The organism is Streptomyces sp. NPDC093085, from assembly GCF_040683935.1.
GTDB lineage: Bacteria > Actinomycetota > Actinomycetes > Streptomycetales > Streptomycetaceae > Streptomyces.
The window spans coordinates 1-14,510 of sequence record NZ_JBFBFB010000006.1 but is presented as its reverse complement, the minus strand read 5'-3'; the positions used below and the strand labels follow the sequence as shown (position 1 = coordinate 14,510).

Genomic DNA, 14,510 nt, shown 5'->3' with positions numbered 1-14,510 from the left:
CGGCAATCAGACTTGCCGATGCCGCAAAAACCAGGGATTGGCGACTCATTGCCAATCTGCCGTAAACCACGCATATGCAGGGATGGGCGGAGGTATCTATGCCTGGGCGGACAAAGGTCGCGTCACCTCCGGTCCGCCGTCCGCCTGTCACCCACTGCCCGCCGCCCGCCCTACCACTGGAGCCACCTGATGACCGAGACCGGTACCGGTACGACCCCCGACACCCCCACCTGCCCCTTCGACTTCAGCCGGGGACTGGAGTTCGACCCCTCGCTCGCGGAGCTGATGAACCAGGGGGCCGTCACCCGGATCCGGCTGGCGTACGGCGAAGCCGACGCCTGGCTGGTGACCGGGTTCGAGGGGGTACGGCAGGTGACGACCGACCAGCGGTTCAGCCGCGCGGGCATCATGGGGCGCGACTACCCCCGGATGACGCCGGAGCCGATCGTCTCGGCCGAGTCCATCAACGTACTGGACCCGCCGCGCTCCACCCGGCTCCGCACCCTCGCCTCCCAGGCGTTCACGAAGGGGGCGGTGGAGCGGATGCGGCCGGCCGTCGAGGCGGTCGCCGGCGAGCTGCTGGACGCCATGGCCGAGCAGGGGCCGCCCGCCGATCTGGTGCGCCATCTCTCGGACGAGCTTCCGCAGCAGACCATCTGCACGCTGCTCGGGATCCCCGCCGCCGACCGGCCCGCCATGCGGAAGTACGCCCATCAGCTGCTGTCCACGGCTCCGGAGGCGCGGCAGGGCGCCGCCGACGCCAAGCGTGAGCTGCGGGGGTACTTCGGGGCGATGGTCGCCGAGCGGCGCCGGGCGCCGGGGGACGATCTGATCAGCGCGCTGGCCGCCGCCCAGGAGGGGGAGGACACGTTCGACGACGAGGACCTGGCGGTCATGTCGCTGACGCTGATGCTCAGCGGGCACGACACGGCGACCTGCGAGATCAGCAACATCGCCTATCTGCTGCTCACCCGGCCCGAGTTGATGCGGAGGGCGCGCGGCGGCCCGGAGAGTCTGTCGCGGCTCCTGGACGAGCTGCTGCGCTATATCCCGTTCCGGAAGGGCGTCGGCATCCCGCGCGTCGCGCTGGCCGATGTGGAGCTGGGCGGGGTGACGATCCGGGAGGGCGACTTCGTCCATGTCTCGTATCTGACGGCCAATCGGGACCCGGAGCGGTTCGCGGAGCCGGACACCATCGACCCGGACCGCCCGGCCGCCCCCCATATGACCTTCGGGTGGGGCGGCCACCGCTGTATCGCCGCGCCGCTGGCCATGGTGGAGCTGGAGGCGGCGTTCGGCGGGCTGCTGGCGCGCTTCCCCGGGCTGCGGCCGGCGGTGGAGGAGAAGGATGTCGTCTGGGACACGGATACGATCCGGCGCTTCCCGCTCACCCTGCCCGTGAGCTGGTAGCGGGGGCGGCGCCGGAAGCCCTCAGGGAACGGAGGATCAGCTCCAGTCCATAGGCGAAGCGTTCGTCGAAGCTCGACTCGGTGAGGTACGGCGCGCACCGGCTCAGTTCGGGGTACGCGCCGGAGGCGAGCGCCCGGGTGAGGCGGGGGGTGTCGGCGGTCCGGGACGCCTGTTCCTCCTGGGTGAGGCCGAGGACGTAGTAGACCAGGGTGAAGCAGGCCCAGAGCGCCTCGCGCTCCGGCAGGCCGCCCGCGCGGAGGGCCGCGACGAACGCCTCGGCACCGCGCAGGGTGGCCGGCTCGGCGGCGTACGTACCGGCCACGACGGCGGCGCCGTCGCGGTGGGCGAGGAGGGCCCGGCGGTAGCGGACGGCCAGTTCGCGGACGCGTTCGTCCCAGGGGTCCGGCAGCCCCTCCAGCGCCATCCCGGCGACGATCGCGTCGGCCATCAGCTCCAGCAGCCCGGCCTTGGTCTTGACGTGCCAGAGCACGGTGTTCATCCGTACCCCGAGCCGGTCGGCGACGGCCCGTACCGATACGGCGTCGACGCCCTTCTCCGCCAGCAGTTCCAGCGCCGCGGCCGCCACGGTGGCGGGGTCCAGCCGGGTTCTGCCGGGCGCGTTCCCCGCGGTTTGCTTTTTGGTCACTGACCTAGTCTACTCGGGGCGAGGGAATTGGTCGGTGACCAATAAGCCATCAGGGCCTGCTGGAGTCCGGAGTCCGGAGGAGATGTCTGTCGTGGAAGAGGTCGAAGGAGCCGAAGTGGTCGGAGGGGGCGGAGGGGCCGACGCGGTCGACGGGGTCGAGGACGTCATCGTCGTCGGGGGCGGGCCCGTGGGGCTCTGGCTCGCGGCCGAGCTGCGGCTCGGTGGCGCGTCCGTCACCGTGCTGGAGGCGCGGACGGTCCGGTCGCCGCACTCCCGGGCGCTCACCATCCATCCGCGCACCATCGAGAACCTGGCCTTCCGGGGCGTCGCCGGGCCGTTTCTGGCGGAGGGCGGGCGGATCCCCCGGGGCCACTTCGGGGGGCTGGAGGCGCTGCTGGACTTCTCGGTGCTGGACACCCCGTACCCGTTCACGCTCGCGCTCCCCCAGGCCCGTACGGAAGAGCTGCTGGAGGATCACGCGCGGGCGGCCGGCGTCCGGATCCTGCGCGGCCACCGGGTGACCGGGCTCTCCCAGGGGGCCGGCTCCGACTCCGTGACCGTACGGGTCGAAGGAGCGGAGGGGGTCGGAGGAGCGGCGGCGGCCGGAGGCGGGGAGGCGGGTGTGGGGGCGTACGCGCTGGCCGGGCGGTACGTCGTCGGGTGCGACGGGACCCGTAGCACGGTGCGGGCCGCCGCCGGTATCGGCTTTCCCGGTACGGACGCGACGGTCTGGGGGTGGCTCGGCGATGTGGTGCTGGACGACCCGCCCCCGGGGGCCGGGCTGCTGAACCTGTCGGGGCCGGAGGGCGGCCTGCTCGTCGTGCCGCTGGGCGGCGGGCCGCACCGCTTCGTCGGGATCACCCCGGAGGACATCGGGGCGGCGCCGGACGGGCCGCCGGTCCTGGCGGAGCTGCGCGCGAAGGTCACCCGGATCGCCGGGCGGGACTTCGGGATGCGGGATCCGGCCTGGCTCTCGCGGTTCGGCAACGCGACCCGGCAGGCGGCCCGGTACCGCGCGGGGCGGGTGCTGCTCGCCGGGGACGCCGCGCATATGCACTTCCCGGCCGGGGGTGTCGGGCTCAACGTGGGCATCCAGGACGCCACCAACCTGGGGTGGAAGCTGGCCGCCGTGGTCCGGGGCGCGGCCTCCCCCGGGCTGCTGGACAGCTACCACGCGGAACGCCATCCGGTCGGGGCCGAGCTGCTGGAGAGCACCCGGGCGCAGACCGCCCTGATGCTGGGGTTCTCGCCCGAGGGGCAGGCGCTGCGGGCGTTCCTGAGCGGGCGGATCGCGGGCGTACCGGAGTTCTCCCGGGATCTCGCCGAGCGGCTCTCCGGGCTCTCCGTGGCCTACCCGCCCGCGCCGGGGAGCGGCGCGCACCCGCTCACCGGGCGCCGGGCCCCGGATCTCGCCCTCGAACCGGCGCCCCCGGGCGGCCCCGACGCCGGGAGCCCCGACGCCGGGAGCCCCGATTCCGGAAGCCCCGCCGCCGGGAGCCCGAGCGCCGGTGCCACCACCCTCTTCGGGCTGCTGCGGGACGGGCGGCATGTGCTCCTGCTCGGCGGGGGCGGGGGTGCGGGCGAGGAGGGCCACGGCCCCGCCGAGGTTCCGGACGGCACCGTCGTCCGCCGGGCGCGGCTCGTCTCGTCCCACCCCGGCTGGTCCGGGGTGCGCTCCGTGCTCGTACGGCCCGATGGGCATGTGGCCTGGGCGTACGGGGAGGACCGTCCCCCCGCGCGCCGCTGAACGCGGACCGGCCCGTACGGAAGGCGTCTCCGTACGGGCCGGTCATCGGGTGGCCGGGGGCGGTGGGAACGAGGGGGGTCCCCCGGCCGTGGTCCAGGCTCAGAGGGGTCGGAGCGCGGAGGCTGTCGCCTCGGAAGCCGCGGCCCAGAGGCTGTGACGCTGCGGCTCCGGACTCCGGAGCCGCAGCGTCAGCGGCTCAGACGCCCGCCTTCTCGCCGTCGCGCGGGCCCGGGGCCTTCTCGGCCGGGGCGGCGTCGCCGCCGCCGTGGCCGTGGCCGTCGTCCACGAGCGTCCGCTCGTCGAAGGGCAGTTGGCCCGAGAGGACCTGCGCGACCTGCTTCTGGTCGATCTCCTTCGTCCAGGAGCCGATGAGCACCGTGGCGACCGCGTTGCCCGCGAAGTTGGTCATGGCGCGGGCCTCGCTCATGAAGCGGTCGATGCCGACGATCAGGCCGACGCCGTCGACCAGTTCGGGGCGGTGCGACTGGAGGCCGCCGGCCAGGGTCGCCAGACCCGCGCCGGTGACGCCCGCCGCGCCCTTCGACGCGATGATCATGAAGAGGAGGAGCGAGAGCTGCTCACCGATGGAGAGCGGGTTGCCCATCGCCTCGGCGATGAAGAGCGAGGACATCGTCAGGTAGATGGCGGTGCCGTCGAGGTTGAAGGAGTAGCCGGTCGGCACGGTGATGCCGACGACCGGCTTGCTGATGCCCAGGTGCTCCATCTTCGCGATGAGACGCGGCAGCGCCGACTCGGAGGAGGAGGTGGAGAGGATCAGCAGGAACTCGCGGCCCAGGTACTTCAGCAGCGAGAAGATGTTCATGCCCGCGACCAGGCGCAGCAGGGCGCCGAGGACGAGGAAGACGAAGAGCGCACAGGTGACGTAGAAGCCGATCATGATCATGGCGAGGGACTTGAGGGCGTCGATGCCCGTCTCGCCGACCACGGCGGCGATGGCGCCGAAGGCACCGACCGGGGCGGCCCACATGATCATGCCGAGGACGCGGAAGACCAGGCGCTGGATGTGCCCGATGCCCCGCAGGATCGGCTCGCCGGAGGAGCCCATCGCCTGGATCGCGAAGCCCGCGAGCAGCGCGATCAGCAGGGTCTGGAGGACCGAGCCCTCGGTGAAGGCGGAGACCATCGTCTTGGGGATGATGCTGAGCAGGAAGTCCGCGGTGGACTCGCTCGCGCCCTCGGCCTGGGCGGCGCCCGCGCCACGGTTGGCGTCGGTGATGTGCAGACCGGCGCCGGGCTGAAGGATGTTGCCGACGATCAGGCCGATGCCGAGTGCGACGGTCGACATGATCATGAAGTAGCCGAGGGCGAGTCCGCCGACGGCGCCGACCTTGGCGGCCTTCCTGACCGAGCCCACGCCCAGCACGATGGTGCAGAAGATGACCGGTGAGATCATCATCTTGATGAGGTTCACGAAGCCCGTGCCGAGGGGCTTCAGCTCCACGGCGAACCCGGGGGCCGCGAAGCCCACCGTGATACCGAGCAGTACGGCTGCGATCACCGCGATGTACAGAAAGTGGGTACGGTCCCGCTTTGCTGCGGCCACGGGTCCTCCTTGACTCGTTCCCTGCGATTCCCCTCGTCCCTGACCGAGGGGTCCCGGTGACTATCCACCACCATGTGACCCCGGTCACCCTTACGTTCATTTCGTTCATATGAATCAGGCCAGGCATTCTTGTTTCATGTATCTGCCCCGCCCCCGCAGCCTCGCCGCGCAGCTCTTCACGATGCAGGTCGTGCTGGTCGCGGCCGTCGTCGTGGGGTGCTCGTTCTTCGCGTACGTCACCAGCAGGGAGCACGCCGACGAGACCGCGCGCAAGCAGGTCCTGGCCACGGCGCACTCGGTGGCCGACTCGCCGTCCGTACGGGAGGCCATCCGTACCCCGGATCCGTCCACCGCACTCCAGCCGTACGCGGAGCGGGTGCGCCATGACACCGGGGTCGACTTCATCACGATCATGAACCCGGAGGGCATCCGCTGGACGCATCCGGACCCGGGCCAGATCGGCCAGCGCTTCCTGGGCCGGACGGCGCCCGCGCTGCACGGCAAGGCGTTCACCGAGACGTACACGGGGACGCTCGGGCCCTCGGTACGGGCCGTGGTGCCGATCCGGGACGACGGCCGGGCCACCGGCCGGATCACCGGTCTGGTCAGCGTCGGGATCACCGTCGAACGGATCTCCAGCGAGCTGACCCAGCAGGTCAGGGTGCTGGCGCTGGCGGCGGGGGCGGCGCTGGCGCTGGGCGGGCTCGGTACGTACGTGATCAACGCGCGGCTGCGCCGGCACACCCACGGGATGAACGCGGCGGAGCTGAGCGCGATGCACGACTACCACCAGGCAGCGCTGCACGCGGTGCGCGAGGGGCTGCTGATGCTCGACGGGTCGCGGCGGATCGCCCTGGTCAACGACGGGGCGCGGGAGCTGCTGGGGCTCGACGGGTCGGCGGTGGGGCGGCCGGTGGCCGAGCTGGGGCTGCCGAAGCCGCTGACGGGGGCGCTGCTCGCCTCGGAGCCGCGCGTGGACGAGGTGCATATGACGGATGACCGGATCGTGGTGGTCAGTACGCGCCCGGTGGTCGGCGGGGAGCAGCGCGGTACGGTGATCACCTTGCGCGATCACACCGAGCTCCAGGCCCTCTCGGGCGAGCTGGACTCCGAGCGAGGGTTCACCCAGGCGCTGCGTTCGCAGGCGCACGAGGCGGCCAACCGGCTCCACACGGTGGTCTCGCTGATCGAGCTGGGGCGGGTGGAGGAGGCGGTGGAGTTCGCCACGGCGGAGCTGGAGCTGGCCCAGGAGCTGACCGACAAGGTGGTCGGCGCGGTCGCCGAGCCGGTGCTCGCCGCGCTGCTGCTGGGCAAGGCGGCGCAGGCCAACGAGCGGGGCGTGGAGCTGGTGCTCGCCGAGGACAGCCGGATCGACGACGGGGTGCTCCCGCCGACGCTCCCCGCCCGCGACCTGGTGACCATCCTGGGCAATCTGATCGACAACGGGGTGGAGGCCGCGCAGGGCGGCGAGGGCGCGCGGGTGACGGTGACGGCACTGGCCGACGCGACCGCCGGCGAGCTGCTGCTCGGGGTGCGGGACACCGGGGCGGGGGTGGCCCCCGGCGATCAGGACGAGGTCTTCCAGCGCGGCTGGTCCACCCGGGGCCCGGGCCGCGGCCTCGGCCTCGGCCTGGTCCGCCAGGCGGTGCACCGGGCACGCGGCACGGTCGAGCTGACCCGGGGCGCGGAGGGCGGCGCGGAGTTCACCGTACGCCTGCCCCTGGGGGCGCGGCCCGGGGGTACGGGTCCGGACGCGGCTCCGGGCGGCGCCGGGCGGGACGCGGCTCCGGGCGGTGAGGGGCCGGGCGGCACGGGCGCGGGCGGCACGGGCGCGGGCGGCACGGGCGCGGGCGGCACGGGGCCGGACGCGGCTCCCGGACGTACAGGGCCCGCGGCGTCGGCCGGTCCGGCCTCCGGGGCACCCTCGGGGGCCACCGGGAGCGCGGAGGTGTCCAGATGAGTGCGGGCGGCGGGAAACCGGGGCCGATCCGGGTGCTGGTCGTCGAGGACGACCCGGTCGCGGCCGACGCGCACCAGCTCTACGTGGGCCGGGTCCCTGGCTTCACCGTCGCGGGCGCCGCCCACTCGCGTACGGAGGCGGTACGGCTGCTGGACCGGGTGCCGATCGACCTGATCCTGCTCGACCTCTACCTGCCCGACGGGCACGGCCTGCAATTGCTCCGCAACCTGCGGGCGGCCGGACACCACGCCGACGTCATCGCGGTCACCTCGGCGCGCGACCTGACGGTGGTGCGGGAGGGCGTCTCGCTCGGGGTGGTCCAGTACGTACTGAAACCGTTCACGTTCGCGACGCTGCGCGACCGGCTCACCCGGTACGCGGAGTTCCGCGCGGCGGCCGGGGAGGCGAGCGGCCAGGAGGAGGTGGACCGGGCGCTCGGCGCGCTGCGGGCGCCGCAGCCGTCCTCGCTGCCGAAGGGGCTGAGCGCGCCGACGCTGGAGGCGGTGACCCGGGCGCTGCGCGCCTCCCCCACCGGGCTGACCGCCAGCGAGACGGGGACCGAGGTGGGGATCTCGCGGATCACCGCGCGCCGGTATCTGGAGCACCTGGTGACCGAGGGGCGGGCCGCCCGCAGCCCGCAGTACGGCCAGGTCGGCCGGCCCGAGTTGCAGTACCGCTGGGTGCCCTCCGCGCACTGACCGCCCCGCGCACCGGGCACACACCGGCCGTACACCGGAAACCCGCCTGCCGCGCACCGGCCGTACACCGGGCGCGCGTCTGCCGCGCACCGGCCGCGCGCCGGGGGGCGCCGACGGCCGTACCGTGCAGGGGGATTGACCTTGCGTTCCGGCCGGTCCTACGGTCGCGGGCAGCCCCCCGTGGCTCTTGAGGAGGTCGCCCGTGCGCCCCACCGCTCCGCTCATCCTCGCCTCGTGTCTCGCCACCGTCCTCGCCGCAGGCACGCTCACCGCCTGCGGCGGCGGCTCCGGCGGCGATCCGGACACGGTCAAGGTGGCGTACAACCGCTCCACCGACAACGGAATCCGCTTCAAGGACGAGCATTTCGCCGCCGTGGCCAAGGAGTTCGAGAAGAGCCACCCCGGCAAGAAGGTCGAACTGCTGCCGATCCAGGCCCCGGACAACGACTACGCGACCAAGGCGCAGCAGATGATGCGCTCCGCGAAGACCGCCCCCGACCTGGTCTACGAGGACACCTTCCGGATCAACTCCGATATCAAGGCAGGGTACTTACGCCCGCTCGACGACTATGTGGCGAAGTGGGACACCTGGGACCGGTTCATCGACCGGGCGAAGGCGGCGGCGCGGGCCGAGGACGGCAGGACGTACGGGATCCCGGACGGCACCGACACCCGTGGTCTCTGGTTCAACAAGAAGATCTTCGCGCGGGCCGGACTCCCCGCCGACTGGGCGCCGAAGAGCTGGGCGGAGATCCTGGACGCCGCCCGCACCGTCAAGGAGAAGGTCCCCGGGGTCACCCCGCTCAACGTCTACACCGGCAAGGCGCCCGGCGAGGCGTCGGTGATGCAGGGGTTCGAGATGCTGCTGTACGGGACGGGCGCCGACCCCCTCTACGACCCGGCGGCGAAGAAGTGGAAGACCGGCGGCCAGGGCTTCCAGGACGCGCTGGGCTTCATCAGGACGGTGTACGGGGAGAAGCTCGGCCCGGATCTCTCGGACGCCCTGGACGCGAACATCACCACCCGGGTCGCCACCGAACTCCTCCCCGCCGGCAAGCTGGCGATAGCGCTGGACGGCTCCTGGATGGGGCAGAACTGGATCAACAAGGGGATCAAGGAGTGGCCCGCGTGGTCGAGCGAGCTGGCCCAGGCCCCGATGCCCACCCAGCACGGCCAGGCGCCGGGCACGGTGTCGATGTCCGGCGGCTGGACCTGGGCGATCCCCCAGAAGGCCAACAACCCCGATCTCGCCTGGGAGTTCATCAAGGAACTCCAGACCACCGAGAACGCGGTCACCTGGGATGTGACCGCCGCGCAGATCGCCGTACGCGACGACGTGGCGGCCGACCCGCGCTATCTGAAGTCCATGCCGGGCATCCAATTCTTCACGAAACTGGTGGAGTTCACCCACTACCGGCCCGCGCTCCCGGTCTACCCCCAGGTGTCGACGGCGATCGGCGAGGCGATGGAGACGGTGACGACCGGGAACGGCACCCCGGCGCAGGCGGCCAAGGCGTACGACGAGCAGCTACGCACCCTCACGGACGGCGCGGTGACCGGCGAGTGAGCACGGCGGGCCCCCGGGGCGGCGGGGCCCGGCGGTGGCTGCCGCTGGCCCCGGCCACCCTTCTGCTGCTGCTCTTCCTCGCCGGGCCGATCGCGTACTGCGTCTGGATCGCCTTCACCAACGCGCAGTTGACAGGTTCGTCGTCCACGGACTTCGTGGGGCTGGCGAACTTCCGGCGCGCCTTCGCGGACCCCGCGTTCCGCAACGCGGTGGTGCTCACGCTGGTCTTCACGGTCGTCTCGGCGATCCTCGGCCAGAACACCCTGGGGCTGGCGCTCGCCGGGCTGATGCGCGCCGCCTCCCGGCCGGTCCGTACGGTGACCGGGGCGCTGGTGATCACGGCATGGGTGCTGCCGGAGATCGTCGCGGCGTTCCTGCTGTACGCGTTCTTCCGCCGCGAGGGCACCCTCAACGCGATCCTGGCGGGGGTGGGGCTGCCGGGCCAGAACTGGCTCTTCACCCTGCCGATCCTGGCGGTGTCGTTCGCCAATGTCTGGCGCGGCACCGCGTTCTCGATGCTGATCTACTCGGCGGCGCTCGCCGAGATCCCGCAGGACGTGACGGAGGCGGCGCAGGTCGACGGGGCGGGCGGGGTACGGCGGCTCTGGCACATCACGCTGCCGATGATCCGGCGCTCCATCGGCACCAACCTGATGCTCAACACCCTCTCCACGCTCTCCGTCTTCGGGCTGATCTGGGCGATGACCCGGGGCGGCCCCGGCAACCGGAGCCAGACACTGCCGGTATTCATGTACGACCAGGCGTTCCTGAAGTCCCTGATCGGGTACGGCACGGCGGTGGCACTGCTCCTGCTGCTGGTGGGGGCGGTCTTCTCGGTGGTCTATCTGCGGCTGATGCGGGTGGAGGTCTGATGCGGCGCGTACGGGCCCGGCTCGCCGCCGACGCCGCGCTGCTGGCCGTGGCGGCCGGGTTCGCGCTGCCGCTGGCCTGGCTGGTGCTCGCCTCCGTGGACACCGGGGCGGGTCTGCGGGTACGGGTCCCCTCCGCGCCCACGGCGGAGAACTTCGGCGCGGTCCTCACCGACGAGATCACCTTCACGCCGATGGTCAACAGCGTGCTGCTCTGCGGCAGCGCCACCCTCCTGACGGTGGTGTGCGCGGCGCTCGCCGCCTATCCGCTCTCCCGCTACCGCTCCCGCTTCAACCGCCCGTATCTGCTGACGATCCTCTTCACGACCTGTCTGCCGGTCACCGCGGTCATGGTCCCGGTGTACGGACTCTTCGTCCAGGTCGAGCTGATCGACACGCTGTACGGCACCGCGCTCTTCCTGGCCGCCACTCAACTCCCCTTCTCCATCTGGCTGATGAAGAACTTCATGGACGGTGTCCCGGTCTCCCTGGAGGAGGCGGCCTGGACGGACGGGGCCTCGTACGTCCAGACGCTGACCCGGGTGGTGCTGCCGCTGATGGGCCAGGGGCTGACGGTGGTGACGATCTACACGTTCATCCAGCTCTGGGGGAACTTCTTCGTCCCGTTCATGCTGCTGCTCACCCCGGAGCGGCTGCCCGCCTCCGTCTCGATCTTCACCTTCTTCGGCAGTTACGGCACGGTGATCTACGGGCAGCTCGCGGCGTTCTCGATCCTCTACTCGGTCCCGGTGCTCGCGCTCTATCTGCTGATCTCCCGCAGGCTGGGCGGCGGCTTCGCGCTGGGCGGGGCGGTCAAGGGTTAGCGGGGTCGAGAGGTAGCGGGGTCAAGAGGTAGCACGGTCAAGGGGTAGCACGGCCAGTGGCACGGTCAAGGGGTGGCGCCGGTCAGGAGCGCGCCGGCGACCACGCCGAAGAGCCGGTCGGCGCGGGGCGCGAGCGCGGGCTGGTCACCGAGCCAGGCGACCGCCGCCACCAGCGCGAAGAGGTCGGTGCCGTCGAGGTCGGTACGGGCCGCACCCGCCTCCTGGGCGCGGGTGAGGAGCCGTGCGCCGGCCGCGCGCAGGGCGACGCAGGAGGCGTGGAGCGCGGAGCCGGGGTCGTCGATGGCGGCGGCCATCAGCACCGTCACGCCCCGGTACTCGGTGGTCCACGCGGTGCACTCGCGCACCCAGGTGACCAGCGCCTCGCCGGGCGCCTCCGGCGCCTCCAACTCGGCCGCCCGCGCGGTCAGCTCCTCGAAGCCGGTGCGGAGGAGGGCTTCGAGCAGCGCCTCGCGGGTCGGGAAGTGCCGCAGGAGCGTCGCGAGCCCGACCCCGGCCCGGCGGAGGTGCTCGTCCGCGTCCACGCGATCGGCGTCAACCCGCCGGACTGGTATCTGCGCGGCGGGCTGACCCGGATGCCCGGATCGGACGCGGAGGTCGGCCTCCCGGTGATCCCGGGGACGGACATCTCGGGCACCGTCGCAGCCGTCGCCCCCGGCACCACGCCCGGCGCCACTCCCAACGTCGCCCCCGGCACCACGCACCGACGGCACCGGTCACACCGCACCTTCCTCCGCGTCGACAACACGTAACCCGCCGGGCCCTTTTCCGGATGGCTCTATGCGCATAGAGTCCACGCCGTCATGTCCACTACAACGGGCAGTCGCGGGGCGGTTCCGGCCATCGGACCGGTCACCGCCCCCGCCCGATTCGGGGGAAGGTACATGTCCACCGGAACCACCGGAACCACCGACACCACCAGAGCCGTCGGCGCCACCGCACGACGTACACCCGCCAGGGGCGCCCTCGCCGCCACCGGGACGCTCCTCGCCACCGTCCTCTCCCTGCTGCTCGCCGTCCCCGGCACCGCCGCAGCGCGCCCCGCCGAGGAGACGCCGCAGCCCACCGCCGTCACCCACCCCGAGCAGGACCACGCCGGATCCGGGCTGGCCCGCCGCTCCGGGGCCACCCCGCGCGCCGTCTCGCTCGCCGCGGCGCCCTCCACCGGGCCGGCCGGACTCGACGTCAGCGGCTGGCAGGGGAACGTGGACTGGGCGAGCGTCAAGAGCAAGGGCGCGGCGTTCGCGTACGTGAAGGCCACCGAGGGCACCAACTACACCAGCCCGTACTTCAGCCAGCAGTACAACGGCTCGGTGGGCGTCGGGCTGATCCGCGGCGCCTACCACTTCGCGCTGCCCAACAACTCCGGCGGCGCGGCCCAGGCCAACTTCTTCACCGGCCACGGCGGCGGCTGGTCGGCGGACGGCAAGACGCTGCCGCCCGCGCTGGACATCGAGTACAACCCGTACGGCGCCACCTGCTACGGCCTGAGCCAGAGCGCGATGGTCCAGTGGATCCGGGACTTCAGCAACCAGGTCCACGCCAACACCGGGCGCTACCCGACGATCTACACCACCACCGACTGGTGGACGAGCTGCACCGGCAACTACAGCGGCTTCGCCGCCACCAACGCGCTGTGGATCGCCCGCTACGCCAGCGCCCCGGGTGCCCTGCCGGCAGGCTGGTCGAGCCAGACCATCTGGCAGTACGCGGACTCCGGGACCTTCCCCGGCGACCAGAACACCTTCAACGGCACCCAGAACGACCTGGTCGCCTTCGCCAAGGGAAGCTACTCGCCGCCGCCCACGGCCAGTTGGCCCACCGTCAAGTCGGGCTCCTCGGGTGAGCGGGTCAAGACCGTGCAGTACCTGCTCAACGCGCACGGCGCCGCGCTCACCGTGGACGGCGCCTTCGGGCCCGCGAGCGACTCCGCCGTGCGCTCCTTCCAGTCCGCGAACGGGCTCTCCGTCGACGGCATCGTCGGCCCGGCGACCTGGCAGGCGCTGATCGTGACCGTGCGCCAGGGCGCCAACGGCTCGGCGGTGAAGGCGGTGCAGAGCCAGCTCAACGCGCACGGCGCCGCGCTCACCGTGGACGGCGACTTCGGCCCCGCCAGCGACGCCGCCGTGCGCTCCTTCCAGAGCGCCCGCAAGCTCGCCGTCGACGGGATCGTCGGCGCCAACACCTGGCAGGCCCTGGTCGCCTGAGCGCCCGCCCCTGCCGAGACCACACCAGACGCCAAGAGGAGAGCATGACGATGAACACAGCGGGAATCCCCGGTTCCGGCATGGACCGCCGTACCCTGCTCCGCACCGTGACCGGGCTGGCAGCGGCGGCCGGTGTCGCCTCCGTCGCCAACCTGGCCGCCGCGGGCCCGGCTTCCGCGTACGGCTGGAGCCGCACCCTCCAGCAGGGCGCGAGCGGCGCGGATGTGACGGAGCTGCAGATCCGCGTGGGCGGCTGGGCCGCGCCGAGCGCGCAGCGCGTCTACATCGCCTGGGACGGCTCGTTCGGCCCGGCCACCGAGAGCGCGGTCAAGCGGTTCCAGGCGGCGTACGGCCTGTCGGCGGACGGCGTCGCCGGGCCGCAGACCCACGCGGCGCTCAACGCCCTGGAGGCGTCGGACGGTTCGACGGCGCACTTCGACTTCAGCGAGTTCCACTCCAAGGACGGCGCCGGCTTCAACAACGGCAAGGTGGCTGCGGCCACGGTCAAGGAGAACGTCCGCCGACTGATGTACAAGCTGGAGGCGGTCCGCAAGAAGGCCGGAAACAGCCCCATCACCGTCAACTCCGGCTTCCGCTCCATCGCCCACAACGCGGCGTCGGGCGGCGCGTCCAACAGCATGCACCTGTACGGGGTCGCCGGGGACATCGTGGTCTCGGGCCACTCGACCCTCCAGACCTACAAGATCGCCGAGACCTGCGGCTTCTCCGGTCTTGAGGCGTACACCCACTCCTGGCAGCACGTCGACAGCCGGGTGCAGTACCCGTCGTACGGCTCCGGTTCCTGGTGGTGGGAGAGCGGTACGGTCTGATCCGCCCGCCCACCGGGCCGGGTCGGGGCAGGACAGGGGGGTGGGGGGGGGGGCGGGCGGCCCCCCCCCCCCCCCCCCCCACCAACAAAAACAAAAAAAACCCCCCACCCACACAACAACAGCAGAGCGGCAGGGGGGGGCAAAATGGGGTATATGTTGTTTTGAGGAAG

At 72.2% G+C, this 14,510-nt stretch carries 12 protein-coding genes and 2 pseudogenes; 11 read left to right on the top strand and 3 right to left on the bottom strand.

Annotated elements, in window-relative coordinates:
* The first annotated feature begins 189 nt into the window (after window positions 1-189).
* On the top strand, window positions 190-1,410 hold the full coding sequence (locus AB0O07_RS18805; protein WP_365634370.1) for a cytochrome P450: 1,221 nt from the start codon (window positions 190-192) through the stop codon (window positions 1,408-1,410).
* On the opposite strand, the gene AB0O07_RS18800 is transcribed toward AB0O07_RS18805, so the two are convergent.
* Complete coding sequence (locus tag AB0O07_RS18800; RefSeq protein ID WP_365634367.1) at window positions 1,388-2,056, bottom strand: TetR/AcrR family transcriptional regulator C-terminal domain-containing protein; 669 nt, start codon at window positions 2,054-2,056, stop codon at window positions 1,388-1,390. The genes AB0O07_RS18805 and AB0O07_RS18800 overlap by 23 nt on opposite strands.
* Window positions 2,057-2,138: 82 nt before the next feature.
* On the opposite strand from AB0O07_RS18800, the gene AB0O07_RS18795 reads away from it, so the two are divergent.
* The gene (locus AB0O07_RS18795) at window positions 2,139-3,803 is read left to right on the top strand and encodes an FAD-dependent monooxygenase (RefSeq protein ID WP_365634364.1); all 1,665 of its coding nucleotides are present in this window, start codon (window positions 2,139-2,141) and stop codon (window positions 3,801-3,803) included.
* Between the two features lie 196 nt (window positions 3,804-3,999).
* Here AB0O07_RS18795 and AB0O07_RS18790 read toward each other — a convergent pair whose 3' ends face one another.
* A complete protein-coding gene (locus AB0O07_RS18790; protein ID WP_365634361.1) occupies window positions 4,000-5,367 on the bottom strand; it encodes a cation:dicarboxylase symporter family transporter in 1,368 nt (455 codons plus the stop codon).
* 136 nt (window positions 5,368-5,503) lie between these two features.
* On the opposite strand from AB0O07_RS18790, the gene AB0O07_RS18785 reads away from it, so the two are divergent.
* The 5 genes from AB0O07_RS18785 (at window position 5,504) to AB0O07_RS18765 (ending at window position 11,285) form a co-directional block, all read left to right on the top strand.
* Entirely contained in the window at window positions 5,504-7,327 is a 1,824-nt protein-coding gene (locus AB0O07_RS18785) for a sensor histidine kinase (RefSeq protein WP_365634358.1), read from the top strand.
* Complete coding sequence (locus AB0O07_RS18780) at window positions 7,324-8,025, top strand: response regulator (RefSeq protein WP_365634355.1); 702 nt, start codon at window positions 7,324-7,326, stop codon at window positions 8,023-8,025. The genes AB0O07_RS18785 and AB0O07_RS18780 overlap by 4 nt, the downstream gene beginning before the upstream one ends.
* Before the next feature lie 202 nt (window positions 8,026-8,227).
* A complete protein-coding gene (locus tag AB0O07_RS18775; protein ID WP_365634352.1) occupies window positions 8,228-9,592 on the top strand; it encodes an ABC transporter substrate-binding protein in 1,365 nt (454 codons plus the stop codon).
* The gene (locus AB0O07_RS18770) at window positions 9,589-10,464 is read left to right on the top strand and encodes a sugar ABC transporter permease (RefSeq protein ID WP_365634349.1); all 876 of its coding nucleotides are present in this window, start codon (window positions 9,589-9,591) and stop codon (window positions 10,462-10,464) included. The genes AB0O07_RS18775 and AB0O07_RS18770 overlap by 4 nt, the downstream gene beginning before the upstream one ends.
* Window positions 10,464-11,285 carry a carbohydrate ABC transporter permease gene (locus AB0O07_RS18765; protein WP_365634346.1) on the top strand — a complete coding sequence of 274 codons (822 nt, stop codon included), beginning with the start codon at window positions 10,464-10,466 and terminating at the stop codon, window positions 11,283-11,285. The genes AB0O07_RS18770 and AB0O07_RS18765 overlap by 1 nt, the downstream gene beginning before the upstream one ends.
* Window positions 11,286-11,350: 65 nt before the next feature.
* Here the strand turns inward: AB0O07_RS18765 and AB0O07_RS18760 are convergent, their stop codons facing one another.
* Entirely contained in the window at window positions 11,351-11,827 is a 477-nt protein-coding gene (locus tag AB0O07_RS18760; RefSeq protein ID WP_365634343.1) for a TetR family transcriptional regulator, read from the bottom strand.
* Between AB0O07_RS18760 and AB0O07_RS18755 the strand changes: the two are divergent.
* The 4 genes and pseudogenes from AB0O07_RS18755 to AB0O07_RS18740 form a co-directional block, all read left to right on the top strand.
* A pseudogene (locus AB0O07_RS18755) lies at window positions 11,789-11,956 on the top strand (alcohol dehydrogenase catalytic domain-containing protein); the annotation flags it as partial. The gene AB0O07_RS18760 and the pseudogene AB0O07_RS18755 sit on opposite strands and share 39 nt — an antisense overlap.
* 339 nt (window positions 11,957-12,295) lie before the next feature.
* A pseudogene (locus AB0O07_RS18750) lies at window positions 12,296-13,057 on the top strand (lysozyme); the annotation flags it as partial.
* 12 nt (window positions 13,058-13,069) lie between these two features.
* Window positions 13,070-13,510, top strand: coding sequence for a peptidoglycan-binding protein (locus AB0O07_RS18745; RefSeq protein WP_365635268.1), 441 nt, complete (start codon window positions 13,070-13,072; stop codon window positions 13,508-13,510).
* A gap of 50 nt (window positions 13,511-13,560) precedes the next feature.
* Window positions 13,561-14,340: a D-Ala-D-Ala carboxypeptidase family metallohydrolase gene (locus AB0O07_RS18740; protein WP_365634340.1), complete on the top strand. Its 780-nt coding sequence runs from the start codon at window positions 13,561-13,563 to the stop codon at window positions 14,338-14,340.
* Window positions 14,341-14,510 lie beyond the last annotated feature (170 nt).

Coding starts and splice junctions, on each gene's coding strand:
- AB0O07_RS18785 (WP_365634358.1), top strand. CDS start 5,504: ATGTATCTGCCCCGCCCCCGCAGCCTCGCCGCGCAGCTCTTCACGATG.
- AB0O07_RS18805 (WP_365634370.1), top strand. CDS start 190: ATGACCGAGACCGGTACCGGTACGACCCCCGACACCCCCACCTGCCCC.
- AB0O07_RS18740 (WP_365634340.1), top strand. CDS start 13,561: ATGAACACAGCGGGAATCCCCGGTTCCGGCATGGACCGCCGTACCCTG.
- AB0O07_RS18795 (WP_365634364.1), top strand. CDS start 2,139: ATGTCTGTCGTGGAAGAGGTCGAAGGAGCCGAAGTGGTCGGAGGGGGC.
- AB0O07_RS18765 (WP_365634346.1), top strand. CDS start 10,464: ATGCGGCGCGTACGGGCCCGGCTCGCCGCCGACGCCGCGCTGCTGGCC.
- AB0O07_RS18780 (WP_365634355.1), top strand. CDS start 7,324: ATGAGTGCGGGCGGCGGGAAACCGGGGCCGATCCGGGTGCTGGTCGTC.